The sequence below is a fragment of the Aurantimonas sp. A2-1-M11 genome (assembly GCF_036549475.1).
Lineage (GTDB): Bacteria > Pseudomonadota > Alphaproteobacteria > Rhizobiales > Rhizobiaceae > Aurantimonas.
The window spans coordinates 1-21,911 of record NZ_JAZHLI010000065.1 but is presented as its reverse complement, the minus strand read 5'-3'; the positions used below and the strand labels follow the sequence as shown (position 1 = coordinate 21,911).

Annotated in this window: 19 protein-coding genes; 8 read left to right on the top strand and 11 right to left on the bottom strand. The window is 68.9% G+C overall.

Annotated features, from left to right (window positions below; all coding sequences use genetic code 11):
• Nucleotides 1-259 precede the first annotated feature (259 nt).
• The 3 genes from egtB (at nt 260) to VQ042_RS20775 (ending at nt 3,903) form a co-directional block, all read left to right on the top strand.
• Nucleotides 260-1,540: an ergothioneine biosynthesis protein EgtB gene (egtB, locus tag VQ042_RS20785; RefSeq protein ID WP_331822214.1), complete on the top strand. Its 1,281-nt coding sequence runs from the start codon at nt 260-262 to the stop codon at nt 1,538-1,540.
• A 3-nt stretch (nt 1,541-1,543) separates the two neighbouring features.
• Nucleotides 1,544-2,500: an L-histidine N(alpha)-methyltransferase gene (egtD, locus tag VQ042_RS20780; RefSeq protein WP_331822213.1), complete on the top strand. Its 957-nt coding sequence runs from the start codon at nt 1,544-1,546 to the stop codon at nt 2,498-2,500.
• A 140-nt stretch (nt 2,501-2,640) separates the two neighbouring features.
• Nucleotides 2,641-3,903: an NAD(P)/FAD-dependent oxidoreductase gene (locus VQ042_RS20775; protein ID WP_331822212.1), complete on the top strand. Its 1,263-nt coding sequence runs from the start codon at nt 2,641-2,643 to the stop codon at nt 3,901-3,903.
• 51 nt (nt 3,904-3,954) lie between these two features.
• Here VQ042_RS20775 and VQ042_RS20770 read toward each other — a convergent pair whose 3' ends face one another.
• The 7 genes from VQ042_RS20770 to VQ042_RS20740 all read right to left on the bottom strand — a co-directional run bounded on the left by VQ042_RS20770 (nt 3,955) and on the right by VQ042_RS20740 (nt 10,669).
• On the bottom strand, nt 3,955-4,329 hold the full coding sequence (locus tag VQ042_RS20770; RefSeq protein ID WP_331822211.1) for a YbaN family protein: 375 nt from the start codon (nt 4,327-4,329) through the stop codon (nt 3,955-3,957).
• Nucleotides 4,330-4,505: 176 nt separating this feature from the next.
• Nucleotides 4,506-5,720, bottom strand: a complete 1,215-nt coding sequence (locus VQ042_RS20765) for a CaiB/BaiF CoA transferase family protein (protein WP_331822210.1) — start codon at nt 5,718-5,720, stop codon at nt 4,506-4,508.
• Entirely contained in the window at nt 5,720-6,502 is a 783-nt protein-coding gene (locus tag VQ042_RS20760; RefSeq protein ID WP_331822209.1) for an enoyl-CoA hydratase/isomerase family protein, read from the bottom strand. The genes VQ042_RS20765 and VQ042_RS20760 overlap by 1 nt, the downstream gene beginning before the upstream one ends.
• 4 nt (nt 6,503-6,506) lie before the next feature.
• Nucleotides 6,507-7,787, bottom strand: coding sequence for a TRAP transporter large permease (locus VQ042_RS20755; RefSeq protein ID WP_331822208.1), 1,281 nt, complete (start codon nt 7,785-7,787; stop codon nt 6,507-6,509).
• Complete coding sequence (locus VQ042_RS20750; protein ID WP_331822207.1) at nt 7,784-8,317, bottom strand: TRAP transporter small permease; 534 nt, start codon at nt 8,315-8,317, stop codon at nt 7,784-7,786. Before VQ042_RS20750 ends, VQ042_RS20755 begins: the two co-directional genes overlap by 4 nt.
• 110 nt (nt 8,318-8,427) lie before the next feature.
• Nucleotides 8,428-9,405, bottom strand: coding sequence for a TRAP transporter substrate-binding protein (locus tag VQ042_RS20745; protein WP_331822206.1), 978 nt, complete (start codon nt 9,403-9,405; stop codon nt 8,428-8,430).
• Nucleotides 9,406-9,472: 67 nt separating this feature from the next.
• A complete protein-coding gene (locus VQ042_RS20740; protein ID WP_331822205.1) occupies nt 9,473-10,669 on the bottom strand; it encodes a pyridoxal-phosphate-dependent aminotransferase family protein in 1,197 nt (398 codons plus the stop codon).
• Between the two features lie 158 nt (nt 10,670-10,827).
• Between VQ042_RS20740 and VQ042_RS20735 the strand changes: the two genes are divergently transcribed.
• Complete coding sequence (locus VQ042_RS20735) at nt 10,828-13,944, top strand: FAD-binding and (Fe-S)-binding domain-containing protein (RefSeq protein ID WP_331822204.1); 3,117 nt, start codon at nt 10,828-10,830, stop codon at nt 13,942-13,944.
• Nucleotides 13,945-14,035: 91 nt separating this feature from the next.
• A complete protein-coding gene (locus VQ042_RS20730) occupies nt 14,036-14,734 on the top strand; it encodes a GntR family transcriptional regulator (RefSeq protein ID WP_331822203.1) in 699 nt (232 codons plus the stop codon).
• A 35-nt stretch (nt 14,735-14,769) separates the two neighbouring features.
• Here the strand turns inward: VQ042_RS20730 and VQ042_RS20725 are convergent, their stop codons facing one another.
• Genes VQ042_RS20725 through VQ042_RS20715 form a run of 3 tightly spaced genes read right to left on the bottom strand, consistent with a single transcriptional unit; the run spans nt 14,770 to nt 17,773 of the window.
• Nucleotides 14,770-16,302, bottom strand: coding sequence for a tripartite tricarboxylate transporter permease (locus VQ042_RS20725; protein WP_331822202.1), 1,533 nt, complete (start codon nt 16,300-16,302; stop codon nt 14,770-14,772).
• Between the two features lie 27 nt (nt 16,303-16,329).
• Nucleotides 16,330-16,770 (bottom strand): tripartite tricarboxylate transporter TctB family protein, encoded by a 441-nt coding sequence (locus VQ042_RS20720; RefSeq protein ID WP_331822201.1) that lies wholly within the window; start codon nt 16,768-16,770, stop codon nt 16,330-16,332.
• Between the two features lie 28 nt (nt 16,771-16,798).
• Nucleotides 16,799-17,773 carry a Bug family tripartite tricarboxylate transporter substrate binding protein gene (locus tag VQ042_RS20715; protein ID WP_331822200.1) on the bottom strand — a complete coding sequence of 325 codons (975 nt, stop codon included), beginning with the start codon at nt 17,771-17,773 and terminating at the stop codon, nt 16,799-16,801.
• Between the two features lie 270 nt (nt 17,774-18,043).
• Here VQ042_RS20715 and VQ042_RS20710 point away from each other — a divergent pair, with 270 nt between their 5' ends.
• The 3 genes from VQ042_RS20710 to VQ042_RS20700 all read left to right on the top strand — a co-directional run bounded on the left by VQ042_RS20710 (nt 18,044) and on the right by VQ042_RS20700 (nt 21,338).
• Complete coding sequence (locus tag VQ042_RS20710) at nt 18,044-19,015, top strand: hydroxymethylglutaryl-CoA lyase (protein ID WP_331822199.1); 972 nt, start codon at nt 18,044-18,046, stop codon at nt 19,013-19,015.
• Between the two features lie 5 nt (nt 19,016-19,020).
• A complete protein-coding gene (locus VQ042_RS20705; protein WP_331822198.1) occupies nt 19,021-20,205 on the top strand; it encodes a CaiB/BaiF CoA transferase family protein in 1,185 nt (394 codons plus the stop codon).
• 122 nt (nt 20,206-20,327) lie between these two features.
• On the top strand, nt 20,328-21,338 hold the full coding sequence (locus tag VQ042_RS20700) for an aldo/keto reductase (RefSeq protein ID WP_331822197.1): 1,011 nt from the start codon (nt 20,328-20,330) through the stop codon (nt 21,336-21,338).
• A gap of 165 nt (nt 21,339-21,503) precedes the next feature.
• Here the strand turns inward: VQ042_RS20700 and VQ042_RS20695 are convergent, their stop codons facing one another.
• A complete protein-coding gene (locus tag VQ042_RS20695) occupies nt 21,504-21,722 on the bottom strand; it encodes a hypothetical protein (protein ID WP_331822196.1) in 219 nt (72 codons plus the stop codon).
• Nucleotides 21,723-21,911 lie beyond the last annotated feature (189 nt).

Here is a 21,911-nt window from a genome sequence, read left to right as displayed (position 1 = left end):
GCCTCTTGCCGCTGCACCATCGTCAGACGAAAACCCCATAAACCACCGACCGGCTTCTCGCGGGTTCGTTCTTCCGCGACTTTCGTACGCCTCACGGCGCCCGAAACTCTTCACGAAAGCAGACGGGACGGTCTTCGGCAGGCTCCGGTAGAATAGATGTGATCGTCGTTGTCAGGTCATGGACGAAAGCTAGGTCACTGCGGACGTCGTTCTCCGGACCCCGGCATCACGGGCGACCCCGAGGGAACGGACCTGTCTGATGAGGTTCGACATGGCCCATGTTTCCGCCAACCCGCTGCGCGACGCATCCGCGCTCGCCGGCCGCTACCGCGCCGTGCGCGACGACAGCCGCGCCCTCGGCGCACCGCTTTCGGACGCGGACGCCACCGTCCAGTCGATGCCCGACGCCAGCCCGGCGAAATGGCACCTGGCCCACACGACATGGTTCTTCGAGACCATGGTCCTGAAGCCGAACCTGTCCGGCTACCGGGTTTTCGACGACAGCTACAACTTCCTGTTCAACTCCTATTACGAGACCATCGGCGAGCGTCAGCCCCGGCCACGGCGTGGCATGATCACCCGGCCGACGCTGGACGAGATCTTCGCCTATCGCGACCATGTGGACGCCGCGATCGCGACGCTGCTCGACCAGGGGCCGGCCCCGCAGGTCGCCGAACTGATCGAACTCGGCTGCCATCACGAGCAGCAGCACCAGGAACTGCTCCTCACCGACATCCTGCATCTGTTCGACCAGAGCCCGCTGAAGCCGGCCTATCGCGATCCGCAGCCGCTCGGCGTGGAGGCCGACATCGGCGCGGCGCGGTTCATCGGCTTCAAGGGCGGCATCGTCGAGATCGGCCACGATGGCGACGGCTTCGCCTTCGACTGCGAGGGCCCGCGCCACCGGGCGCTGCTGGAGCCCTATCGCCTGGCCGACCGGCTGGTGACCAATGGCGATTACGTGGCCTTCGTCGAGGATGGCGGCTACCGCGACCCGCTGCTCTGGCTGTCGGCCGGCTGGGCCACGCTGCTTGCCAATGGCTGGACGAAGCCCTCCTACTGGCACGACCGCGACGGCGAGATGTGGACCATGACCCTGCGCGGGGCGCAGCCGCTGGATCGCAAGGCGCCGGTGACGCATCTGAGTTATTTCGAGGCCGACGCCTTCGCGACCTGGGCGGGCAAGCGCCTGCCGACCGAATTCGAATGGGAGAACGCGGCGGCCGGCCTGCCCATCGAGGGCAATTTCGCCGGATCCGGGCGGTTGCGGCCGAAGCCCGCAACGCCGGGCGAGGGCCTGCGGCAGATGTTCGGCGACGTCTGGGAGTGGACGCGCAGCCCGTTCTCGCCCTATCCGCGCTTCAGGCCCGTGGAGGGCGCGGTCGGCGAGTACAACGGCAAGTTCATGTGCGGCCAGTTCGTGCTGCGCGGCGGCTCCTGCGCCACGCCGGATCAGCATATCCGCGCGACCTATCGCAATTTTTTCCCGCCGGATGCCCGCTGGCAGTTCTCCGGACTGCGCCTGGCCGAGGACGCGTAAAAAATGCTGGATCGCATCGACACGCTCGCGCAGCAGCGCGAGGCCTTTCGCGCCGACGTCCTCGACGGCCTGTCGCGCCCGCAGAAGACGCTGCCGAGCCGCTGGCTCTACGACGACCGCGGCTCGCAGCTCTTCGAGGAGATCACGGCCCTGCCGGAATATTATCCGACGCGGACCGAGACCGGCATCCTCAACGACCGCTCCGCCGACATCGCCGCGATCTTCGGTCCGCAGGCGGTGCTGGTGGAATACGGGGCGGGCGCCGGCATCAAGACCGAGATCGTGCTGGCGGCGCTGGACGACCCGCGCCTCTACGTGCCGATCGACATCTCCGGCGACTTCCTGAAGGCCTCGGCCGAGCGCATCCGCGCGCGCTTTCCGGGTCTGCCCGTCGCGCCGGTGGTCGCCGATTTCACGGACGAGTTCGACCTGCCGGCGGACCTGCCCCGGGACGGACGCCGGGGCGGGTTCTTTCCCGGCTCGACCCTCGGCAATCTCGGGCGCAAGGAGGCGCTGACCTTCCTGGCGCGCATGCGCCGCCATGTCGGGGGGGACGGCGTCGCCGTGCTGGGCGTCGACCTGAAGAAGGACATCGACACGCTGCTGACCGCCTATGACGATTCCGCCGGGGTGACGGCGGCCTTCAACCGCAACATACTCGTGCGTATGGAGCGGGAGCTGGGCGCCGAGGTCGCGCTCGACGACTTTGCCCACGAAGCCCGCTGGAACGCCGAGGCGTCCGCCGTGGAGATGCATCTCGTCGCGCAGGCAGCTGGAACGATCTCGGTCGCCGGGCGGTCCTTCGCATTCGCCGCCGGCGAGACGATCCATACCGAGAGTTCGCGCAAATACGATGTGGACTCGCTCACCGACATGGCCGGGGAGGCGGGCTGGTCGCTCGACCATGTCTGGACCGATGCCGAGGGGCTGTTCGCCCTGGTCAGCCTCTCCGCCGCCTGAGGCGTCGGTCGCGCCGCTTCCTGTCGTCTCTGATGCCGCCTCGACCGCCGGGCGTCTTCCGTCGTAGACCGGCGGCCGGGACGGCTCGCGGGACTGCGAGGGCCGGCCCGTCGGACGAACCATGACAGGAACGCGCGGACATGAGCGGCGAACGCATCGTCATCGTCGGCAGCGGCCAGGCCGCGATCCAGCTGGCGGCCAGCCTGCGGCAGGAGGGCCATGAGGGCCCGATCACCCTGATCGGCGACGAGCCCGGACTGCCCTATCAGCGCCCGCCGCTGTCCAAGGGCTACATGAAGGAAGGCGACGCCGAGCGCCTGGTGCTGAAACCCCGGAGCTTCTTCGAGCGCAATGCCATCCGGCTTCTCGACGGGGTGCGTGTCGTCGCCCTCGACCGCTCGGCCCGGACCGTGGCGACGAACGACGGCGCAACCCACGGCTACGACCGTCTGGTCCTGGCCACCGGCGCCCGCAATGTCCGCCCGCCCATTGCCGGCGGCACCCATCGCGACGTGGTGGAACTGCGCACGCTGGCCCATGCCGAGACGATCCGCCGGCGGCTCGCCGAGACCCGCCATGCCATCGTCGTGGGCGGCGGTTTCATCGGCCTGGAGTTTGCCGCCATGGCGCGCCTGGCGGGGGCGCAGGTCACGGTGCTGGAAGCGGCGGACCGGCTGATGGCCCGGGCCGTGTCGCCGGCGATCTCGGGCTTCGTCCTGGATCACCACCGCGGCGAGGGCATCGCCGTCATGCTGGGCGCGAAGGTCGCGCGCATCGACGACGACGAGGCCGAGCGGGTGGTCGGCGTGACCCTTGCGGACGGCACCGGCATCGAGGGCGATCTCGTCCTCGTCGCCACGGGCGTCGCGCCGAATGTCGAACTGGCCGCCGATGCCGGGCTGGCGGTCGCCAACGGCATCGTCGTCGACGGCACGCTCGCTACCAACGACCCGGCGATCTCGGCCATCGGCGACTGCGCGTCGGTGCCGGGGCCGCTCGGCACGCATCTGCGGCTGGAATCCGTCCAGGCGGCGACCGATCAGGCCCGGCACCTGGCCAGCCGCCTCGTCCATGGCGGGGCGGCCGCCTATCACGCGGTGCCGTGGTTCTGGAGCGACCAGGGCGCGTTGAAGCTGCAGATCGCCGGGCTGACCAGCGGCGTCGACCGCTTCGAGACGATCCGCCAGGAGCCGCTCGTCACGGTCATCCTCGGCTTTCGCGGCGACCATCTGGCGTCGGTGGAGACGGTCAACGCCCCCGGCGATCACATGGCCGCCCGCAAGCTGCTCGGCCGCGAGGAGGCGGTCACCGCCGAGGAACTGCGCGACGCGGGGTTCGACCTGCGCGGGTTGGCCAAGGCGCAGGTTGCCGGGACGCGGGACCGCGCCGTCGCCTCGGCCTGACGGCCGCGGTCTGCGCGGGGTGATCCGCTTGCATCGCTCTTGCGACGCGGCCTATCGGCCCGACGGCCGCGTCAGGATGTAGAGGCTGACGCTCGCCAGAATCAGCCCCAGTCCTATCAGGACAACGGGGTGGCCGATCGTCACCCATGCCAGCACGAAGGAGGCCAGCATCGCGGCGATGGCGGCGAACTTGGCGCGCTTCGGGATGATGCGATGTTCGCGCCAGGCGACGAGCGTGGGGCCGAAGCGCGGATGGGCCTCGATGCGGCGCGCCAGATCGGGATTGGAACGGGCAAAGCACCAGACCGCCAGGAGCAGGAAGGGCGTCGTCGGCAGCAGCGGCAGGAACACGCCCACCCCGCCGAGCGCGACGCAGGCATAGCCGGAGGCGAGATAGAAGGGCTTGGCGAAAGAACCGGGTCGCATGACGGCGCCAGAACAAGGGTGGCCGGAAGATCCGGCTGGCCGCTCGCGATGAGCCGCACGCCGTGTGGACCCGTTGCGAGGTAGCTTCGACATCCACCGGGTCAAGTCACACGCCGCGATCCGGTGACGCGACGCGCCGTCCTGTTACCTGTCCGTCCGCGATGGTCGCGCCCGGATCAGGCGCCCTTGGGGCCGCGGATCGCGCCCGAGGCGAGCATGCGGTCGATCTCGGCCGCCTCGTAGCCGGCCTCGCGCAACACCTCGCGCGTATGCTCGCCGAGCAGCGGGGCAGGGCGCGTGACGCCGCCCGGCGTTCCGGAGAACTTGATCGGCAGGCCGATCGCCTTCACCCGGCCGGCGATGGGGTGATCGGTTTCCACCACCATCTCGCGCGACAGGGTCTGGGGATCCTCGTGCATCTCGGAGATGTCGAGGACCGGGCCGGCCGGAACGCCGGCCTCTTCCAGCCGCGCCAGCCATTCGGCCGAGCTGCGCTGCGAGAAATGCCCGTTGAGGATCTCCTCCAGCGCCGGCAGGTTCTGCATGCGGCCGTGATTGCTGGCAAAGCGGGAATCCGACGCCAGTTCCTCGGCGCCGATCACCGCCAGCATCCGCTCCCAGTTCTTCTGGTTGGCAGCGCCCAGATTGATCCAGCCATCGGCCGTGCGGAACGCCTGATAGGGCGCGTTCAGGGGATGGGCCGAACCGAGCGGCCCGGGCGAGGTGCCGGTGGCGAACGCGATGGCCGACTGCCAGTAGGTATGGGTGATCCCGGCCTCGAACAAAGAGGTGTCGACCTTCTGGCCCTCGCCGGTCTGCAGCTTGCGGGCATAGGCGGCGGCGCAGCCGAGTGCACCCAGAATGCCGGCGGTGATGTCGGAGACCGGGGCGCCGGACTTGACCGGCGGGCGGCCCGGACCCTCGCCGGTGATCGACATCAAGCCGCTCATGCCCTGGGCGATGAGGTCGAAGCCGCCGCGATTGGCATAGGGACCGGTGCGGCCGAAGCCGGAAATCTCGCAATAGATCAGGCCGGGATTGGCCCGCTTCAGATCCTCGTAGCCGAGGCCGAGCTTCTCCATCGTGCCCATGCGGTAGTTCTCGATGACCACGTCCGCCGTCTCCAGCATCCGGCGCAGCACCGCCTTGCCGTCGTCGGACTTCAGGTCGAGCACGACGCCGCGCTTGTTGCGGTTCATCATCATGTAGGCGGCGGATTCGCCGTTGATGTCCGGCGGCAGGAAGCGGCGCGTGTCGTCGCCGTCGGGCTTTTCCACCTTGACGACGTCGGCGCCCATGTCGGCGAGCATCATGCCGCAGACCGGGCCGGCCATGATATGCGCGAGTTCGACGACCTTCATGCCGTCGAGCGGGCCTTTCGCCTGAGCCATCAGCAGCCTTTCCATTCGGGTTTGCGCTTGCCGAGGAAGGCTTCCATGCCTTCCTTGAAGTCTTCGCTCATATAGGCCTTCACGACGAGGTCGTCGTCATCGGCCCCGGCGCCCTCGACGCGCAGGCGGCGCAGGGCCTCCTTGGTGGTGGCCAGCGTCAGCGGCGCGTGGTCGGCGAGGAGCGCGGCGAGTTCCCGGGTGCGGGCCATCAGCGCGGCGTGGTCGGGCACGATCTCGGCGATCAGCCCGGCGCCCAGCGCCTCCTCGGCCCCCACGAGGCGGGCGGTGAAGATGATCTCCTTGACCCGGCCGGCGCCCATCAGCTCCGACAGGCGCGAGAGATTGGCGATGGACAGGCAGTTGCCCAGCGTGCGGGCGATCGGAAAGCCGAACTTCAGGTCGGCAGTGGCGATGCGGATGTCGCAGGCCGCGGCGATGCCCGCGCCGCCGCCAGTACAGGCGCGCGCGATCGCAGCGATGGTGGGTACCGGGCACGCCTCGACCGCGCCGAGCACCATGTCCATGCGGTGCTCGTAGTCGAGCGCGTCCTGTTCCTTGTCGAAGGCGCGGAACTGGGTCATGTCGGTGCCGGCTGCAAACGCCTTGTCGCCGGCGCCCGTGACGACCAGGCACTTGACCGGACCGCCCAGCTCCGTCTCGCGGCAGATCTCAGCCAGACGGTCGTACATGGCGAAGGTCAGCGCATTACGGGCCTGGGGCCGGTTCAGGGTGATCCAGCCGATCCCGTCGCGGACCTCGTAGAGGAGTTCGTCGGTGCTCATGGGCCTACCTGTAGAAATATTCGACGAGGAACATCGGGATGGCCGGCACATAGGTGCACATCAAGAGGACGAACAGCAGCACGCCGACAAAGGGCAGGTTCGCCTTCGACACCTCCCATATGTTGGCCTTGGCGATCGAACAGGCGGTGATCAGCACCGAGGCGACCGGTGGCGTCTGCTGGCCGATGGCCAGGTTCAGCGTCACCACGAGGCCGAAATGCACCGGGTCGATGCCGGCCTGCTGGATCAGCGGGACGATCACCGGAACGACCAGGATGATCGCGGCGGCGGAGTGCAGGAAGAAGCCGATGATCAGGAAGAAGACGTTCAGGATCAACAGGATCAGGTACTGGTTCGAGGTGATGTCGAGGATGCCGGCGGCGAGCTGCTGGGGCACGCGCGCCTGGGTGAGATAGCTGCCCATCAGGATCGAGGCGGCAACCAGGAGCATGACCACGGCGGTCTGGACGCCGCCCTCGAGCATCGCCTGCTTGAGCTGGCGCCAGTCGACCTCGCGGTACCAGATGCCGACCAGGATGGCCGCGACGACGGCAAGGCCGGCGCCCTCGGTGGCGGTCACGAAGCCGCCGAAGATGCCGCCCAGGATGATGACCGGCAGGGAGAAGGTCGGCAGCGCCTCGAAGAAGGTCGTGCGCAGGCGGCGCAGGTTGAAAGCCTCCTCCATCGGCAGATTGTACTTCACCGCATAATAGTAGGCAACGCCCATCAGGCCGGCGGCACCGATCAGGCCCGGCACGATGCCGGCGACGAAGAGCTGCTCGATGCTGGTGCCGGCGGCGACCGCATAGAGGATCATGGGGATCGAGGGCGGGATGATGATGGCGAGCGAGGCCGAGGACGAGGTGATCGCCGCCGCGAACGGGGCCGGATAGCCGCGCTTCTTCATCTCCGGGATGATGATCGAGCCCATGGCCGCGACGTCGGCCACGGCCGAGCCGGAGATCTCGGCGAAGAACAGCGAGACGCCGACATTGACCATGGCGAGGCCACCACGGACGAAGCCGATGACGGCCGAGACGAAGGCGATCAGCCGCCTCGTGATGCCGGTGGCGTTCATGATGGCGCCGGCCAGCACGAACATCGGGATGGCGATCAGCGAGAAGGAGCGGGCGCCGTTGTACATGTCGAGCGCGATCGTCACCAGCGCGGCGCCGCCGTCGCTGATGAAGATCGCCAGGACGGCCGCGAGCGCCAGCGCGACGGCGATCGGCACGTTGATGCAGACCATCGCGACCAGCGCGATGAAGATGACGAACATCATCATGGATGCTGGCCCTTCTCGGGAGTTTCACCATGCGCCAGTGGCGGATGCTCGACGGAGCGTCCGGCCATCACGTCGCGCCAGTAGTCGGGGAAGCTGAGCAGTTCGGCGACGATGAAGAGGATGGCGCCGACGGGGATGATCGACTGGGTGAGGGCGACGGGCACCCAGGTCAGGCTGACCAGGGATTCACCCTCGAGAATGCTCAGGACCTGGAGGCCCGACCAGGCGAGGATCACGAAGAACAGCAGCACCAGCGCCTCGGCAAGGAGCATGGCGACCTTGCGCGCCGACGGCGGCAGCGACAGCAGCACGTCGTCGAAGCCGATATGGCTGCGTTTCAGCGCCGCCAAGGCGGCCCCGTAATAGGTGATCCAGGCCAGCATGACCCCGGCGATCTCGTCGTACCAGGAGAGCGAGGCGCCCATCTTGCGATAGATCACCGCCGCGACCACGACGGTCGTCAGCCCGACCATCAGCACGATGACCACCCATGTCAGAAACTCGCCGAGGATTCTCGCCAGCTGGCGCAATATGGCCTCCCGCGTCCCTCGGACGCCGCTTCACCGTCGATTTCAGGGAGACGGGTGCCGGCCGACGGATCGACCGGCACCCGTTGGAATGGTCGCAAGCCTGCGACGGCTCAGGACCCGGCGGCGAGCGCCTGGATGTCTTCGACCAGCTTCTGGCCACCTTCGACCTGCGAGCCGAATTCCTCGTAGATCGCCTTGGATGCGGCGATGAACGCGTCCTTGTCGGCCTCGTTCACGGTGACGCCGGCTTCCTCGATCTTGCTGATCAGCTCATCGTCCATCTGCTGGGAGCGCTCATAGGCGAAGTCGCTGGACGTGGTGGCGCAATCCTGGATGGCCGTCCGCAGCTCCTCGTCCCAGCCGTCCCAGTTGCGCGAGGAAGTGGCGAGGTAGGCGGGCGAATAGACGTGCCCGGTCATCGACAGGAACTTCTGCACTTCCTGGAACCGGCCCGAATAGATCTGGGCGAGCGGGTTCTCCTGGCCGTCGATGACGCCGGTCTGCAGCGCCGTGAACACTTCCGAGAAGGCCATCGGCGTCGGGTTGGCGCCATAGCTCTGGAACATCTTCACCCGCCACTCGCCCTTCGGGACGCGCAGCTTGATGCCGTCCAGGTCGCCCGGGACGTTGATCGGCTTGACGTTGTTGGTCACGTTGCGGAAGCCGTTCTCCCAGAATCCTAGGATCTGATAGCCGCGGCCGGCGGCGGCGTCGACGAAGGTGTCGCGCATCTCGTCGCGGACCTTCTTCATGTGGTCGCGGCTCTTGATCAGATACGGCATCTCGAAGACGCCGAAGGTCGGCGACACCGAGCTCATCACCGACGAGGGCAGGGAGAAGTCGATCTGCCCGAGCTTCAGCTTCTGCAGCATCTCCTCGTCATTGCCGAGCTGCGAGGACCCGTAGACATCCACGGTGGCCTTGCCGGAAGCGGCGACGCATTCGGCGAAATTCTCCGCCGTCGCCTCGTAGAGCGAGCCGGGGTCACCGACATGGCCCAGGTCGAGGGATTCCTGTGCCCCGGCACCTGCGGTCGGAGCGAGCAGCGCCGCCGCGGCGACGCCAAGCATCAATCTGCGTATCGTCATTAATCTTCCTCCCAGTGTTTCGTTAGGCAGACGGCTCCTCAACCGCCCGTTCGTCGTCTGCTGCCGCCTATTCCGCCGCCTGCCGCGCTTCTGCCGGCGCTGCCGCGGCAAGGACTGCCATCGCCGCATCGACACCGCCGGAGCGGTGCTCGACCCCGGCGACCTTCAGACCCATCTCGACGCCTCCCAGCGTGCCGATCAGGGTCAGGTCGTTGAAATCGCCCAGATGGCCGATGCGGAAGATCTTGTCGGCCAGCTTCGACAGACCGGCGCCGAGCGACATGTCGAAGCGCTCCAGGATGGTCTGGCGCAGCGCATCGGCGCCCTTGCCGCCGGGCATCAGCACCGCCGTGAGCGCGCCCGAATGCTGGGCCGGATCGGCGCAGAGCACCTCCAGCCCCCAGGCGTCGACCGCGGCGCGCGTGGCCGCCGCATGGCGCTGGTGCCGGGCAAAGACATTGGCCAGGCCTTCGGCGTGCAGCATCTCGAGCGCCGCATCGAGGCCGTAGAGAAGGTTGGTGGCCGGGGTCGAGGGGAAGAACCCGTTCGGGTTCATGGCCAGCATCTCGTCCCACGCCCAGTAGGAGCGCGGCAGCCTGGCCGAGGCCTGCGCGGCGATCGCCTTGTCGGACAGCGCGTTGAAGGACAGGCCCGGCGGCAGCATCAGACCCTTCTGCGAGCCGCCGACGGTGACGTCCACGCCCCATTCGTCATGCCGGTAGTCGACCGAGCCGAGCGAGGAGATGGTGTCGACGAGAAGCAGCGCCGGATGGCCGGCAGCGTCGATCGCCTTGCGCACGTCGCCCACGGGCGACACGCAGCCGGTCGAGGTCTCGTTGTGGACGACGCAGACCGCCTTGATCTCGTGGCCGCCGTCGGCCTTCAGGCGCTCGCCGATGGCCGCCGCGTCGGCGCCATGGCGCCAGTCGCCGGCGATGAACTCGGTGCGCAGGCCGAGCCGTTCGGCCAGCTTCTTCCACAGCGAGGCGAAGTGGCCGGTCTCGTACATCAGCACGAGGTCGCCCGGCGACAGCGTGTTGACCAGCGCCGCCTCCCAGGCGCCGGTGCCCGAGCCGGGATAGATCACCACCGGATTTTTCGTCTGGAAGATCGTGCGGATGCCCGTCAGGACGCGCTTCGCCATCGCCTGGAACTCGGGGCCGCGATGATCCATCGTCGGCATGTCCATGGCCCGCAGCACCCGGTCGGGCACATTGGTCGGTCCGGGAATCTGCAGAAAATGCCGGCCGGCTTTGTAGGTCACGATGGCGTCTCCCGTGGATCGCGACACGTTGGCCTGCGACCCGTTTCCTCACCGCACGCTCTTGCCGACGTGCCTGTTTTCGGGTCCAATTGGATTATGAATTCATTATGCGTGTCAAGCGACAATCTGCATGTCGTGGCCGGGAGGGGCCGGAAACCATGGGGGAAATGATCCGGCCGGGCCTGAGCCGCAGGCTCGAGCGGGAGATCGCCGGCGAGGTCCATTTCGACCGCTTCAACCGCGGACGCTACGCGACCGACGCCTCGATCTACCAGATCATGCCGGCTGGCGTGGTCGTCGCCAAGACCACCGACGACGTCGCGGCGGCGCTCGATGCCTGCCGTGAGGAAGGGCTGCCCCTGACCATGCGCGGCGGCGGCACCTCGCAATGCGGCCAGACGGTCAATTCCGGCCTCATCGTCGACACGTCGAAGCATCTCAACAAGCTGCTGGAGCTCGACGTGGCGGGCCGCCGGGCGCTGGTCGAGCCGGGCATCGTGCTCGACGACCTCAACCGGCTGCTGAAGCCCCACGGCCTGTGGTTCCCGGTCGACGTCTCCACGGCGTCGCGCGCCACGATCGGCGGCATGGCCGGCAACAATTCCTGCGGCTCGCGCTCGCTGCGCTACGGCACGATGCGCGACAACGTCATCGCCATCGACGCGATCCTGGCCGACGGCACCGCCGGCCGCTTCGCCCGGCTCGACCAGAATGCCACCGGCGAGCCGCCGCGCGAACTGGTCGCCGCGATGCTGGCGCTCGGCCGCCGCGAGGCCGGCGAGATCGCCGAACGGTTCCCGAAGGTCCAGCGCCGCGTCGGCGGCTACAATCTCGACGCGCTCGTTCCCTCGGGCGACGCGATCAACCTGGCCCATCTCCTGGTCGGCTCGGAAGGCACGCTGGGCATCTCCACCGCCATCGAGATCGCGCTGTCGCCGCTGCCCAAGGCGACCAAGCTGCTCGGCGCCTGCCATTTCCCGACCTTCCGCGCGGCGATGGAGGCCGCCCAGCACATCGTCGCGCTGAAGCCGACCTCGGTCGAACTGGTCGATGCGACGATGATCGGGCTGGCCCGGCGCATCGACATGTTCGTGCCGACGCTGGAGGCCTTCGTGAAGGGCGATCCGGCGGCGCTGCTGCTGGTCGAATTCGCCGACGCGGCAGACGAGAACGAGGCGAACATCGCCGCACTGACCGACGTGATGAGCGATCTCGGCTATACGTTCGGCCGGGGCGGCGACCACGAGGGCGGCGTCGTCGCGGTGAAGGACCTGAAGCTGCAGGCGGCCATCGCCGAGCTGCGCGCCGCGGGCCTCAACATCATGATGTCGATGAAGGAGGAGCGCAAACCGGTCTCCTTCGTCGAGGACTGTGCCGTGCCGCTGGAGCATCTGGCCGACTACACCGACCGGCTGACGGCGATCTTCGAGAAGCACGGCACCCGCGGCACCTGGTACGCCCACGCCTCGGAGGGCTGCCTGCACGTGCGCCCGGTGCTCAACGTCAAGCTGGACAAGGACGTTAAGACCATGCGCGCGATCGCCGAAGAGGCCTTCGCCATGGTGCGCGAATACAAGGGATCGCATTCGGGCGAGCATGGCGACGGCCTGGTGCGCTCGGAATTCCACGGCCCGATGTTCGGCGAGCGCATCGTCGCCGCCTTCGCCGAGGTGAAGGCGGCCTTCGATCCCCAGACGCGGCTCAATCCCGGCAAGATCGTCGCGGCGCCGAAGATGGATGACCGCAGCCTGATGCGCTATCCGCCCGGCTACGCCGTCGCCGACATCGAGACCGCCTTCGACTGGTCGGCCTGGCCGGGCGCCGCCGGTGGCCTGCAGGGCGCGGTGGAGATGTGCAACAACAACGGCGCCTGCCGCAAATCGGCCGGGGCGGTGATGTGCCCGAGCTACCGCGTCACCCGCAACGAGCGGGACGTCACGCGCGGCCGCGCCAACACGCTGCGGCTGGCGATTTCGGGCCAGCTGGGCCCCGATGCGCTGGCCTCCGACGAGATGGCCGAGACGCTGAAACTGTGCGTGTCCTGCAAGGCGTGCCGCCGCGAATGCCCGACCGGCGTCGACATGGCCAAGATGAAGGCCGAGATCCTGTTCCAGCGCGGCCGGACCAACGGCTTCTCGCTGAAGGACCGGCTGATCGCCGGCCTGCCGCGCTATGCGCCGGTTGCGGCGCGCCTCGGCTGGCTGATGGGCCTGCGCGACCGCGTCCCGGCCCTGGCCGCGCTGTCGGAAAGGATGGCCGGCTTTTCCGCCCGGCGCTCGCTGCCGGGCTTCCGGCGGGACTGGTTCCGCGATGCCGAAGGCGACGTCGCCGGCCCGCGGCCCGCGGCATTGGCCGGGGCGGATGGCGCCGGAGCCGTGGGCGACGGTTGGGAAGCGGAAGTCGGTCCGGCGGCGGCGGACGGTATCCTCCTCAACCCCGAGGGCGCTGGCGGCGATGTTGCGACGGCAAACCGCGGTGACACGCGCGGGATCGAGCGCACCGGCCCGGCCCCGGATCCGGACCGGGTGACCGGCGTCGTCCTCTTCGCCGACACCTTCGACCGCTGGTTCGACCCGCAGGTGCTGCGCGCCGCGGTCAAGGTGCTGAAGGCGGGCGGCTATGCGGTGGAGACCGCCAGCCTCGGGCGCGGCGAGCGGGCCCTGTGCTGCGGACGGACCTATCTGGCCGCCGGCATGGCCGACAGGGCGAAGCAGGAGGCGCAGCGCACCATCGACGCCCTGCTGCCGCATGTGCGCGCCGGCAAGGCGATCGTCGGGCTCGAGCCGTCCTGCATCCTGACCCTGCGCGACGAATTCCTGGCGCTGGTGCCCGGCGCTGCCGCCGAGGCGGTGGCGGGCGCCGCGATGCTGTTCGAGGAGTTCCTGGTGCGCGAGGACAAGGCCGGGCATCTCGACCTGCCGCTCGCCGGGATAAGCAGGCCCGCCTATCTGCACGGCCACTGCCACCAGAAGGCCTTCGGCGCCATGTCGGCCGTCGAGGGCGCGTTGCGGATGATCCCGGGCCTCGACCTGACGGTGATCGAATCCTCCTGCTGCGGCATGGCGGGCGCCTTCGGCTACGATGCCGAGACCATCGACGTGTCGCTGGCCATGGGCGAATTGTCCCTGCTGCCGGCGGTGCGCGCGGCGCCCGCCGACGCGGTGATCGTCGCCGACGGCACCTCCTGCCGGCATCAGATCGCCGATGGCGCGTCGCGCCGGGCGGTGCATGTGGCGGAAGTCCTGGCCGGGGCCCTGGACGGAGCGGCACCGTGATCGCGCGGGGCAAGGTCGCCGCCTGGGCATCGGCGCCGTCGCCGGTCGCCGCCATCTGCGGAAACGATCGTTCCACCACGGGACGAGACCCATGAGCCTTGCCGATTCCGACTTCGATTCGCCGCTGCTGCGGCCGGCGCTGGCGGTCGAACTGACCGACCGGATGCGCCGGATGATCATGGAGGGCGAGCTGCGGGCCGGGGAAAAGGTGCCGGAGAAGGCGCTGACCGAGCGTTTCGGCGTGTCCCGCACGCCGGTCCGCGAGGCGCTGAAGGTGCTCGCCCACGAGGGTTTCGTCCGGCTGGTGCCCAATCGCGGCGCGGTCGTCTCCGGCCAGACGATGAACGAGCTGGCCGAACTGTTTCCGTTGGTCGCCGCGCTGGAGGGGCTGGCCGGGGAACTGGCGGCCGAGCGCGCCTCCGGGGCCGAGATCGCGGCGATCGCCGATCTGACCCGCCGGCTTGGCCAGGCCTACGAGGCGCGGGACCGGCCGGCCTATTTCGAGATCAACCAGGCGATCCACAGCGCCATCCTGACCGCGGCCGCCAATCCGACGCTGGCCCAGCACCACGCCATGGTCGCGCGCCGGGTCTATCGCGCCCGCTACCAGGCCAATCTGACGCCGGAACGGTGGCTGACCGCCACCCGCGAGCACGAGGGCATCCAGGCGGCGCTGGAGGCGCGGGACGGGCCGCTGCTCGGCAGCCTGATGCGGGCGCATCTGACCCACAAGCTGGCCTCGCTGCTGGCCCATGCCGATGCGGACGCGAAGGCCGGCCACGAGGCCTGATCGGCGACGCGCCCGGACCTGCCGGGCGTCCCGCTTCAGTCGAAGACGCGCTCCGTCCCGGCGACCGGCGCGGCGGCCAGGCGGCGGCGCTTGCGGAAGGCCAGGATCACCGCGATCACCAGGAAGCAGCCGGTCAGGGCATAGAGGCCGATCGAGATCCAGCTCGACACGAGGATGCCGGCCTCGCCGCCCGAGATCGCCAGCGCGCGCCGCAGATTGGCTTCCATCTCGGCGCCCAGCAACAGCCCCAGCACCACCGGCACGACCGAGATGTCGAGCTTGCGCAACAGGAAGCCGAGGACGCCGAACCCGACCATCACCGTCAGGTCGAAGGTCGAATGGCTGATCGAGTAGACGCCGACGAAGGACACCATCACGACGAAGGGCATCAGCGCCCACATCGGGATCGCCAGCATCCGGGTGAACACGCCGACCAGCGGCAGGTTGAGGATCAGGAGGAAGACGTTGGCGAGGAACAGCGCGGCGATCAGGCCCCAGACGATGTCGGGCTGGTTCTGGAACAGGAGCGGGCCGGGCGTGATGTTGAGCGAGATCAGCAGCGCCAGCAGCACCGCCGTGGTGCCCGAACCGGGCACGCCCAGCGCCAGCATCGGCACCAGCGCGCCGCCGGCGGCGGCGTTATTGCCGGCCTCGGGCGCCGCGACGCCGCGCGGATCGCCGGTGCCGAAGGTGCCGTCCTTGTTGGAGACGCGCTTTTCCGCCGTATAGGCCAGGAACGAGCCGAGCGAGGCGCCCGCGCCGGGCAGGATGCCGGAGACGAAGCCGACGGCCGAGCCGCGGAACATCGCCCCGAAGGTCTGGCGGATCTCGGAGTAGCGGGCGAAGGCGCGGTTCACCGAGACGGCGCCCTGCCGGTCGCCCATCCGCGTCTCCAGCATGACGAAGATCTCGGAGATCGCGAACAGGCCGACCAGCGCGACGATCGGGTCGAAGCCGTCATAGAGCTCGAAGCTGCCGAAGGTGTAGCGCGGCACGCCGCTCTGCGGGTCGATGCCCACCGTCGCGAGCACCAGGCCGAAGGCGGCGGCCAGCAGCGTCTTGGCCGGGTTGGCGCCGGTCACGCCGCCGATCGTGGCGAAGGCGAGGATGTAGAGGGCGAAATATTCGGCCGGGCCAAAATGGATGGCGAACTGCACCAGGAGCGGCGCGAACAGCATCAGCCCGATGGTGGAGGTGACCGCGCCGACGAAGGAGGCGATGCCGGAGATCGCCAGCGCCTCGGGCGCCTTGCCCTTCATCGCCATCGGGTAGCCGTCGATGCAGGTCATCATCGCCGGCTCGTCGCCGGGGATGTTGAGCATGATCGACGAGATGCGGCCGCCATACATGCAGCCGTAATAGACGCAGGCGAGCAGGATCAGCGCCGAGCCCGGCGGCAGCTGCAGCGAGAAGGCGAGGGGAATCAGGATCGCCACGCCGTTGACCGGGCCGAGCCCCGGCAGCGCGCCGATGATCGTGCCGATGAAGCAGCCGAACAGCGCCAGCGCGATGTTGGTCGGCGTCAGCGCCTCGGCGAAGCCGGCGAGAAGGAAGCCGAGTATTTCCACGCTAGCTCCCGCTTGTGTCGGGCCGGGTCATCCGAAGATCGGGCCGGCCGGAAGGGGCAGGCCGAAGCCCGCGTCGAACAAGAAGAACAGGCCGAAGCCGACGACGAGACCGGTGGCCGTCGCCTGCAGCCAGGTCCCGCCGAGAATCTTCGACAGGACGATCGTCGCCAGGGTCGTGGCCAGCGGAAAGCCGAGCGGCTCCAGGACGATCGGATAGGCGAGCAGGACCGCCAGCGTGCCGAACTGGCCGGCCGCCTGCGGCCAGCGGAACCACCGGACATCGGGGTCCGGCCGCAGGAGGAGGAACAGCGAGAACAGCCCGAGCGGCACCGCGACGATGCGGGGGAACAGCGCCGGTCCCGCCGGATCGCCGAAGGCGACGGTGAAGCTGCCGGCCGCGATGAAATGCGCGATCGCGAGGGCGAGCAGGATCGCCCCCGCGATGCGGTCTCCGATACGGATGCTCATCGGCTCCGCGGGTCCTTCGATGCGTGGCTTACTGGATCACGCCGATGGCGCGCGACAGCTCTTCCATCCGCGTCTCCGACTCGCGCACGAAGGCCTCGAACTCGTCGCCGCCGCGCCAGATTGGCGTCAGGCCCGACTGGGTGGCGGCCTCTTTCCAGGCATCGGTCTCGTAGAGCTTCTGCATGATGTCGACCCAGCCCTGATAGGCTTCGTCGGAGACCTCGCCGCCGACATAGACGCCGCGCCAGTTGTAGCCCTCGACGTCGATGCCCTGTTCCTGGGCCGTCTGGACCTCCGGATAGGCTTCGAGGCGATCCTGGGACATCACCGCCAGGGCGTTGACGTCGCCGGACTGGATGAAGCCGCCGATCTCGCCGACATCGGTCAGCACCACGTTGAGCTGGCCGCCGAGCAGCTGGGTGACGGCGTCGCCGCCGCCCTCGAACTGCACCCAGCGGATGTCCTTCAGCTTCTCCATCGGTACGCCGGCTTCCTGCGCGAGCATCAGCAGGCGCAGATGGTCCCAGCCGCCGATCGAGGACGAACCGCCGGCGATGATGCCGGACGGGTTGGTCTGCATCGCCTCCAGCAGCGCGTCGAGGCTGCCGAACTCGCTGTCCTTGGGCACCAGGACCGCGCCGACATCGGCGCCGAGCATGCCGACCCAGCGCATGGCGTCGACGCCGGCCGGGTACTTGCCCTGGGCGATCTGCGCCATCGCCACGGTCGAGGTGGCCACGATCAGGTTCGGGTCGTCATTGCGCTTGGAGGCGACATTGGCGAAGGCCAGCGCGCCGACGGCGCCCGGCATGTTGGTGACCTGGACCGTGCCCGGCACCAGCTTCTCCTCGCTGAGCAGACGGCCGAAGGTGCGGCAGGTGAAGTCCCAGCCGCCGCCCGGATTGGCCGGGGCGATGCATTCGGGGTTGGTCGGCTCGAACGCGGCGGCCGGCAGCGTGACTGCGGCGAAGGCGGCGGCCATCAAAAGGCGCTTCAAGAACATGGTGATCCTCCCGGCCCGCCCAGGCGCATCGTGACGATGCGGTCCTCCCCCAGCAGGCAATATGCGTTGTCATCGTTGGTGCGCGTGTGCGCACGGCCGGTATTGGATGACGCGAAGCATCGGTGCGGTCAAGCGACGAAGCCCGCCATTCTATGCTGCACTGCCGCAAGTGCGCCGGTGAATTCGCGGGCTCCGCGACGCCGTTTTACTTTCATGCGGCGCTTCGGCTAAGGACGGCGCAGGAGCGGTGGCAAGGGAGAAAACACGAGGATGGAAAATGCAGGCAGCGCGCCGCCGAAGCCGGTGGCAAGGGGAGCGCGGATCGAGATCTGCGAGGTCGGCCCGCGCGATGGCTTCCAGATCGAGACAAACTTCATCGCGACCGCCCGCAAGATCGAGATCGTCAACGGCCTGATCGAGGCCGGCCTGAAGAAGGTGCAGGTCACCTCCTTCGTGTCGCCGCGCGCCGTGCCGCAGCTGGCCGACGCCGCCGAGGTGCTGGCGGGCGTGACGCGCAAGCGGGGCGTGACCCTGACCGCGCTCGTGCCGAACGCGCGCGGTGCCGAACGGGCGGCCGAGACCCAGCTCGACGTGATGGGCGTGTTCTGCTCGGCTTCCGAGACCCACAGCCGCAAGAACGTCAACGCCTCGATCGACGAGACGCTGGCGCGCTTTCCGGCCGTCGTGGAGATCGCCACCGCCGCCGGCAAGCGGGTCCAGGGCGACGTGGCGACCGCCTTCGGCTGTCCCTTCGAGGGCGACGTGCCGCCCGAACAGGTGGTCCGGATCGCCCGCTTCTACCGCGACCTGGGCATCACCGACCTCAATCTCGGCGATACGACGGGCATGGCGACGCCGACCAATGTGTCGGCGCTTCTGGCGGCCCTGCGCGAGGCCGTGCCGGAGATGACCGTCACCCTGCATTTCCACAACACCCGAGGCGTCGGGCTGGCCAATGTCATGGTCGGCCTCGCCGAGGGCGTGACGCGCTACGATTCCTCGATCGGCGGCCTCGGCGGCTGTCCCTTTGCGGCCGGGGCGAGCGGCAACATCTGCACCGAGGACCTGGTCTATCTGCTCCAGGAGAGCGGCTACGAGACCGGCATCGACCTCGACCGGCTGATCGCCGTCGCCAGGCTCACCCAGACGAGCATCGGCCGCGAACTGCCGGGGCAGGTGATGAAGGCGGGGCCGCGGCTGACGCGGCACGGCGCCGACGACGTCGCCACGGCGGCGGGCTGACCGCGATGGACCAGCCGCTCGCCGGAATCCGGGTCATCGATCTCACGCGCATCCTGTCGGGACCGTTCTGCTCGATGCTGCTCGGCGACCTCGGCGCGGACGTCATCAAGGTCGAGGCGCCGGGGCAGGGCGACCATGTCCGCAAGCTCGGCGCGATCGTCGATGGCATGTCCTGGTACTTTGCCGGCTTCAACCGTAACAAGCGCTCGCTGACCCTCGACCTGAAGAGCGCCGAGGGCAAGGCGGTGCTGCGCCGGCTCCTGGCCGACGCCGACGTGCTGGTGGAGAACTACCGGCCCGGCGTGCTGGCCGCCATGGGCTTCGACCGCGACACGCTGGACGCGATCAATCCGCGGCTCGTCGTCGGTTCGGTCAATGGCTACGGCTCGACCGGCCCCTATCGCGACCGCCCGGCCTTCGACTTCATCACCCAGGCGATGTCGGGCTTCATGTCGGTGAACGGCTCGCAGGAGAGCGGGCCGATGCGCGCGGCGCCGCCGCTGACCGACCTGATCGCCGGCCTCTATGCCGCCTTCGCCATCGTCGCCGCCCTGCGGGTGCGCGACCGCGACGGCGAGGGCCAGGCCGTCGAGGCGTCGATGATGGGCGGCATGATGTCGATGCTGGCCTATCTGTCGGCGGCGCAGCTGGCCACCGGCCAGACCCCGCCGCCCACGGGCAACGACCATCCCATCGCCTCGCCCTACGGGCTGTTTCACGCCGCCGACGGCCATGTGGCCGTGGCGCCCTCGACCGAGCCGACATTGCGCCGCTTCCTGGAGGCGATCGGCCTCATCCACCTTCTCGACGAGCCGCGCTTTGCCAGCAATGCCGGCCGCATTGCCAACCGGCCGGCGCTGAACGCGCTGATCGACGCGGCGATGCGCGGCGAGACCCAGGCGGTGTGGATCGATCGCCTCAATGCGGCAGGCGTGCCCTGCGGCCGGGTGCAGACGCTCGGCGAGGTCTTCGAGGACCCCCAGGTCGCGGCGCAGGAGATGGTGCTGGATGTCGCCCATCCCGGCCACGGGACGGTGCGCATGACCGGCTTCCCGATGAAATTCGCCAAGACGCCGTCGCAGATGCGCCACCCCGCGCCAGATCTCGGCCACGACACGGAGGCGGTGCTGGCCGAAGCCGGCTACGATGCCGGCGACATCGCGCGACTGCGGGCCGGCGGCATCGTCTAGGCGCGGTGCGTCCGCGGGGATCACCCGGGTCGCGCGAACCGAGGCAAGCCGCGCCGGCTGCGATCGCCTGCCCCGACGGCGGCGGTCGACCGAGAGACACGAACGAGACCGAAGGACCCGACATGACGACGATCCCGAAAGTTCCCCTGTTCCGCGATGGCCCCGAGGTCGCGCGGCTGTGCCTGGGCACGATGATGTTCGCCGACCGGACCGACGAGGCGGAGGCGGCGCGCATGCTGGACCGCTATTTCGCGGTCGGCGGCAATTTCATCGACACCGCCGATTCCTATACCGGCGGCCAGTCGGAAGCGATGCTCGGCCGGCTCCTGAAGGAGCGGCGGGCCGATTGCGTCCTGGCCACCAAGGTCGGCAACCCGGTGACCGGCGTCGACGGGTCGGGCGGCCTGTCGCCCGAATGGATCGCCCGCGCCGCGCAGATGTCGCGCGAGCGGCTGCAGACCGAGACGATCGACCTGTACTACCTGCATCTCGACGACGAGGCGACGCCGCTGGACGAGGTGATCGCGGCGCTCGGCGACCTGATCGCCGAAGGCGCCATCCGCCATTGGGGCTTTTCCAACTTCCGGGCCTGGAAGATCGCCGACATGATCCGCATCGCCGATCGCCTGGGCGTGGCCCGGCCGGTCGTGGCGCAGCCCTATTATCACATGCTCAACCGGACGGCCGAGCCGGACTATCTGCCGGCGTGCCACCATTTCGGCATCGGCGTCGTGCCCTATTCGCCGCTCGGCCGCGGCATCCTGACGGGCAAGTATCGCGGCGGCGTGCCGGACGATTCCCGCGCCGCGCGGGGCGACAAGCGCATGCTGGAGGCGGAGTTCCTGCCGGGGACGATCGAGGCGGCCAACAAGGCGGCCGACCATGCCGAGCAGACCGGCCGCGACCCCGGCGCCATGGCGGTGAACTGGCTCCTGGCCAATGCCGCGGTGACGAGCATCCTGATGGGCCCGCGCAACGTGGCGCAACTGGACGGGTATCTCGGCGCGGTCGACACAAGGTACGATGCTGAGGACGAGGCCGTCCTCAGCGCGCTCTGCGCCTCGGGTCACACGCCCGTGGTCGGGCACAGCGATCCCCGCTATCCGTATCGCGGCCGCGTGCTGCGCTTCTAGAACGCCGCAAGTACGATCAGGGGCGGATGGCGCACAAAAAGGTGGGGCTCGAACGGCGCGCCCCGCCGCCGCGTCAGGGCCGCCGGGGCCGCCGGTTAGGGGAGTCGGTTTGTAGCTTCGCGGCCCGGCGCGCCCGCGGCCATGGGGACAAGCCGGACGCCAGGCTCACGCGGCCTGCTGGCGCCTGAGCCTGGCGCGCCGACGTGGCGGCTGCCACGCGGCCAGCCCCGTCGCGATCGCGGCGCAGGCAAGTCCCACCGTGGCCGGCGCCCCCTCCCGTTCATAGGCTGCGATCGCACCGGGCTCCACGCCAAGGCGCGCAGCGGCATCGTCGTGGGAGAACCACATGTGGTCCAGCCACTCGCCGAATTCGTGAGCGGTCATCCGAGTTACCTCCAACAGGGATGAAACTATTTCGCCCACGATGATCGACCGGAGTCAATTACATGGGCGTGCTTAAACAGGGCAATCGGGTGAGTTGGCGCGTGACATTTGGTGCAAGTACTGAATCTGTGGGTTCCCAATTGATTCGATTGGGAGATTGCGGGAATGGCTGTGTCCGACGAGGCGGTA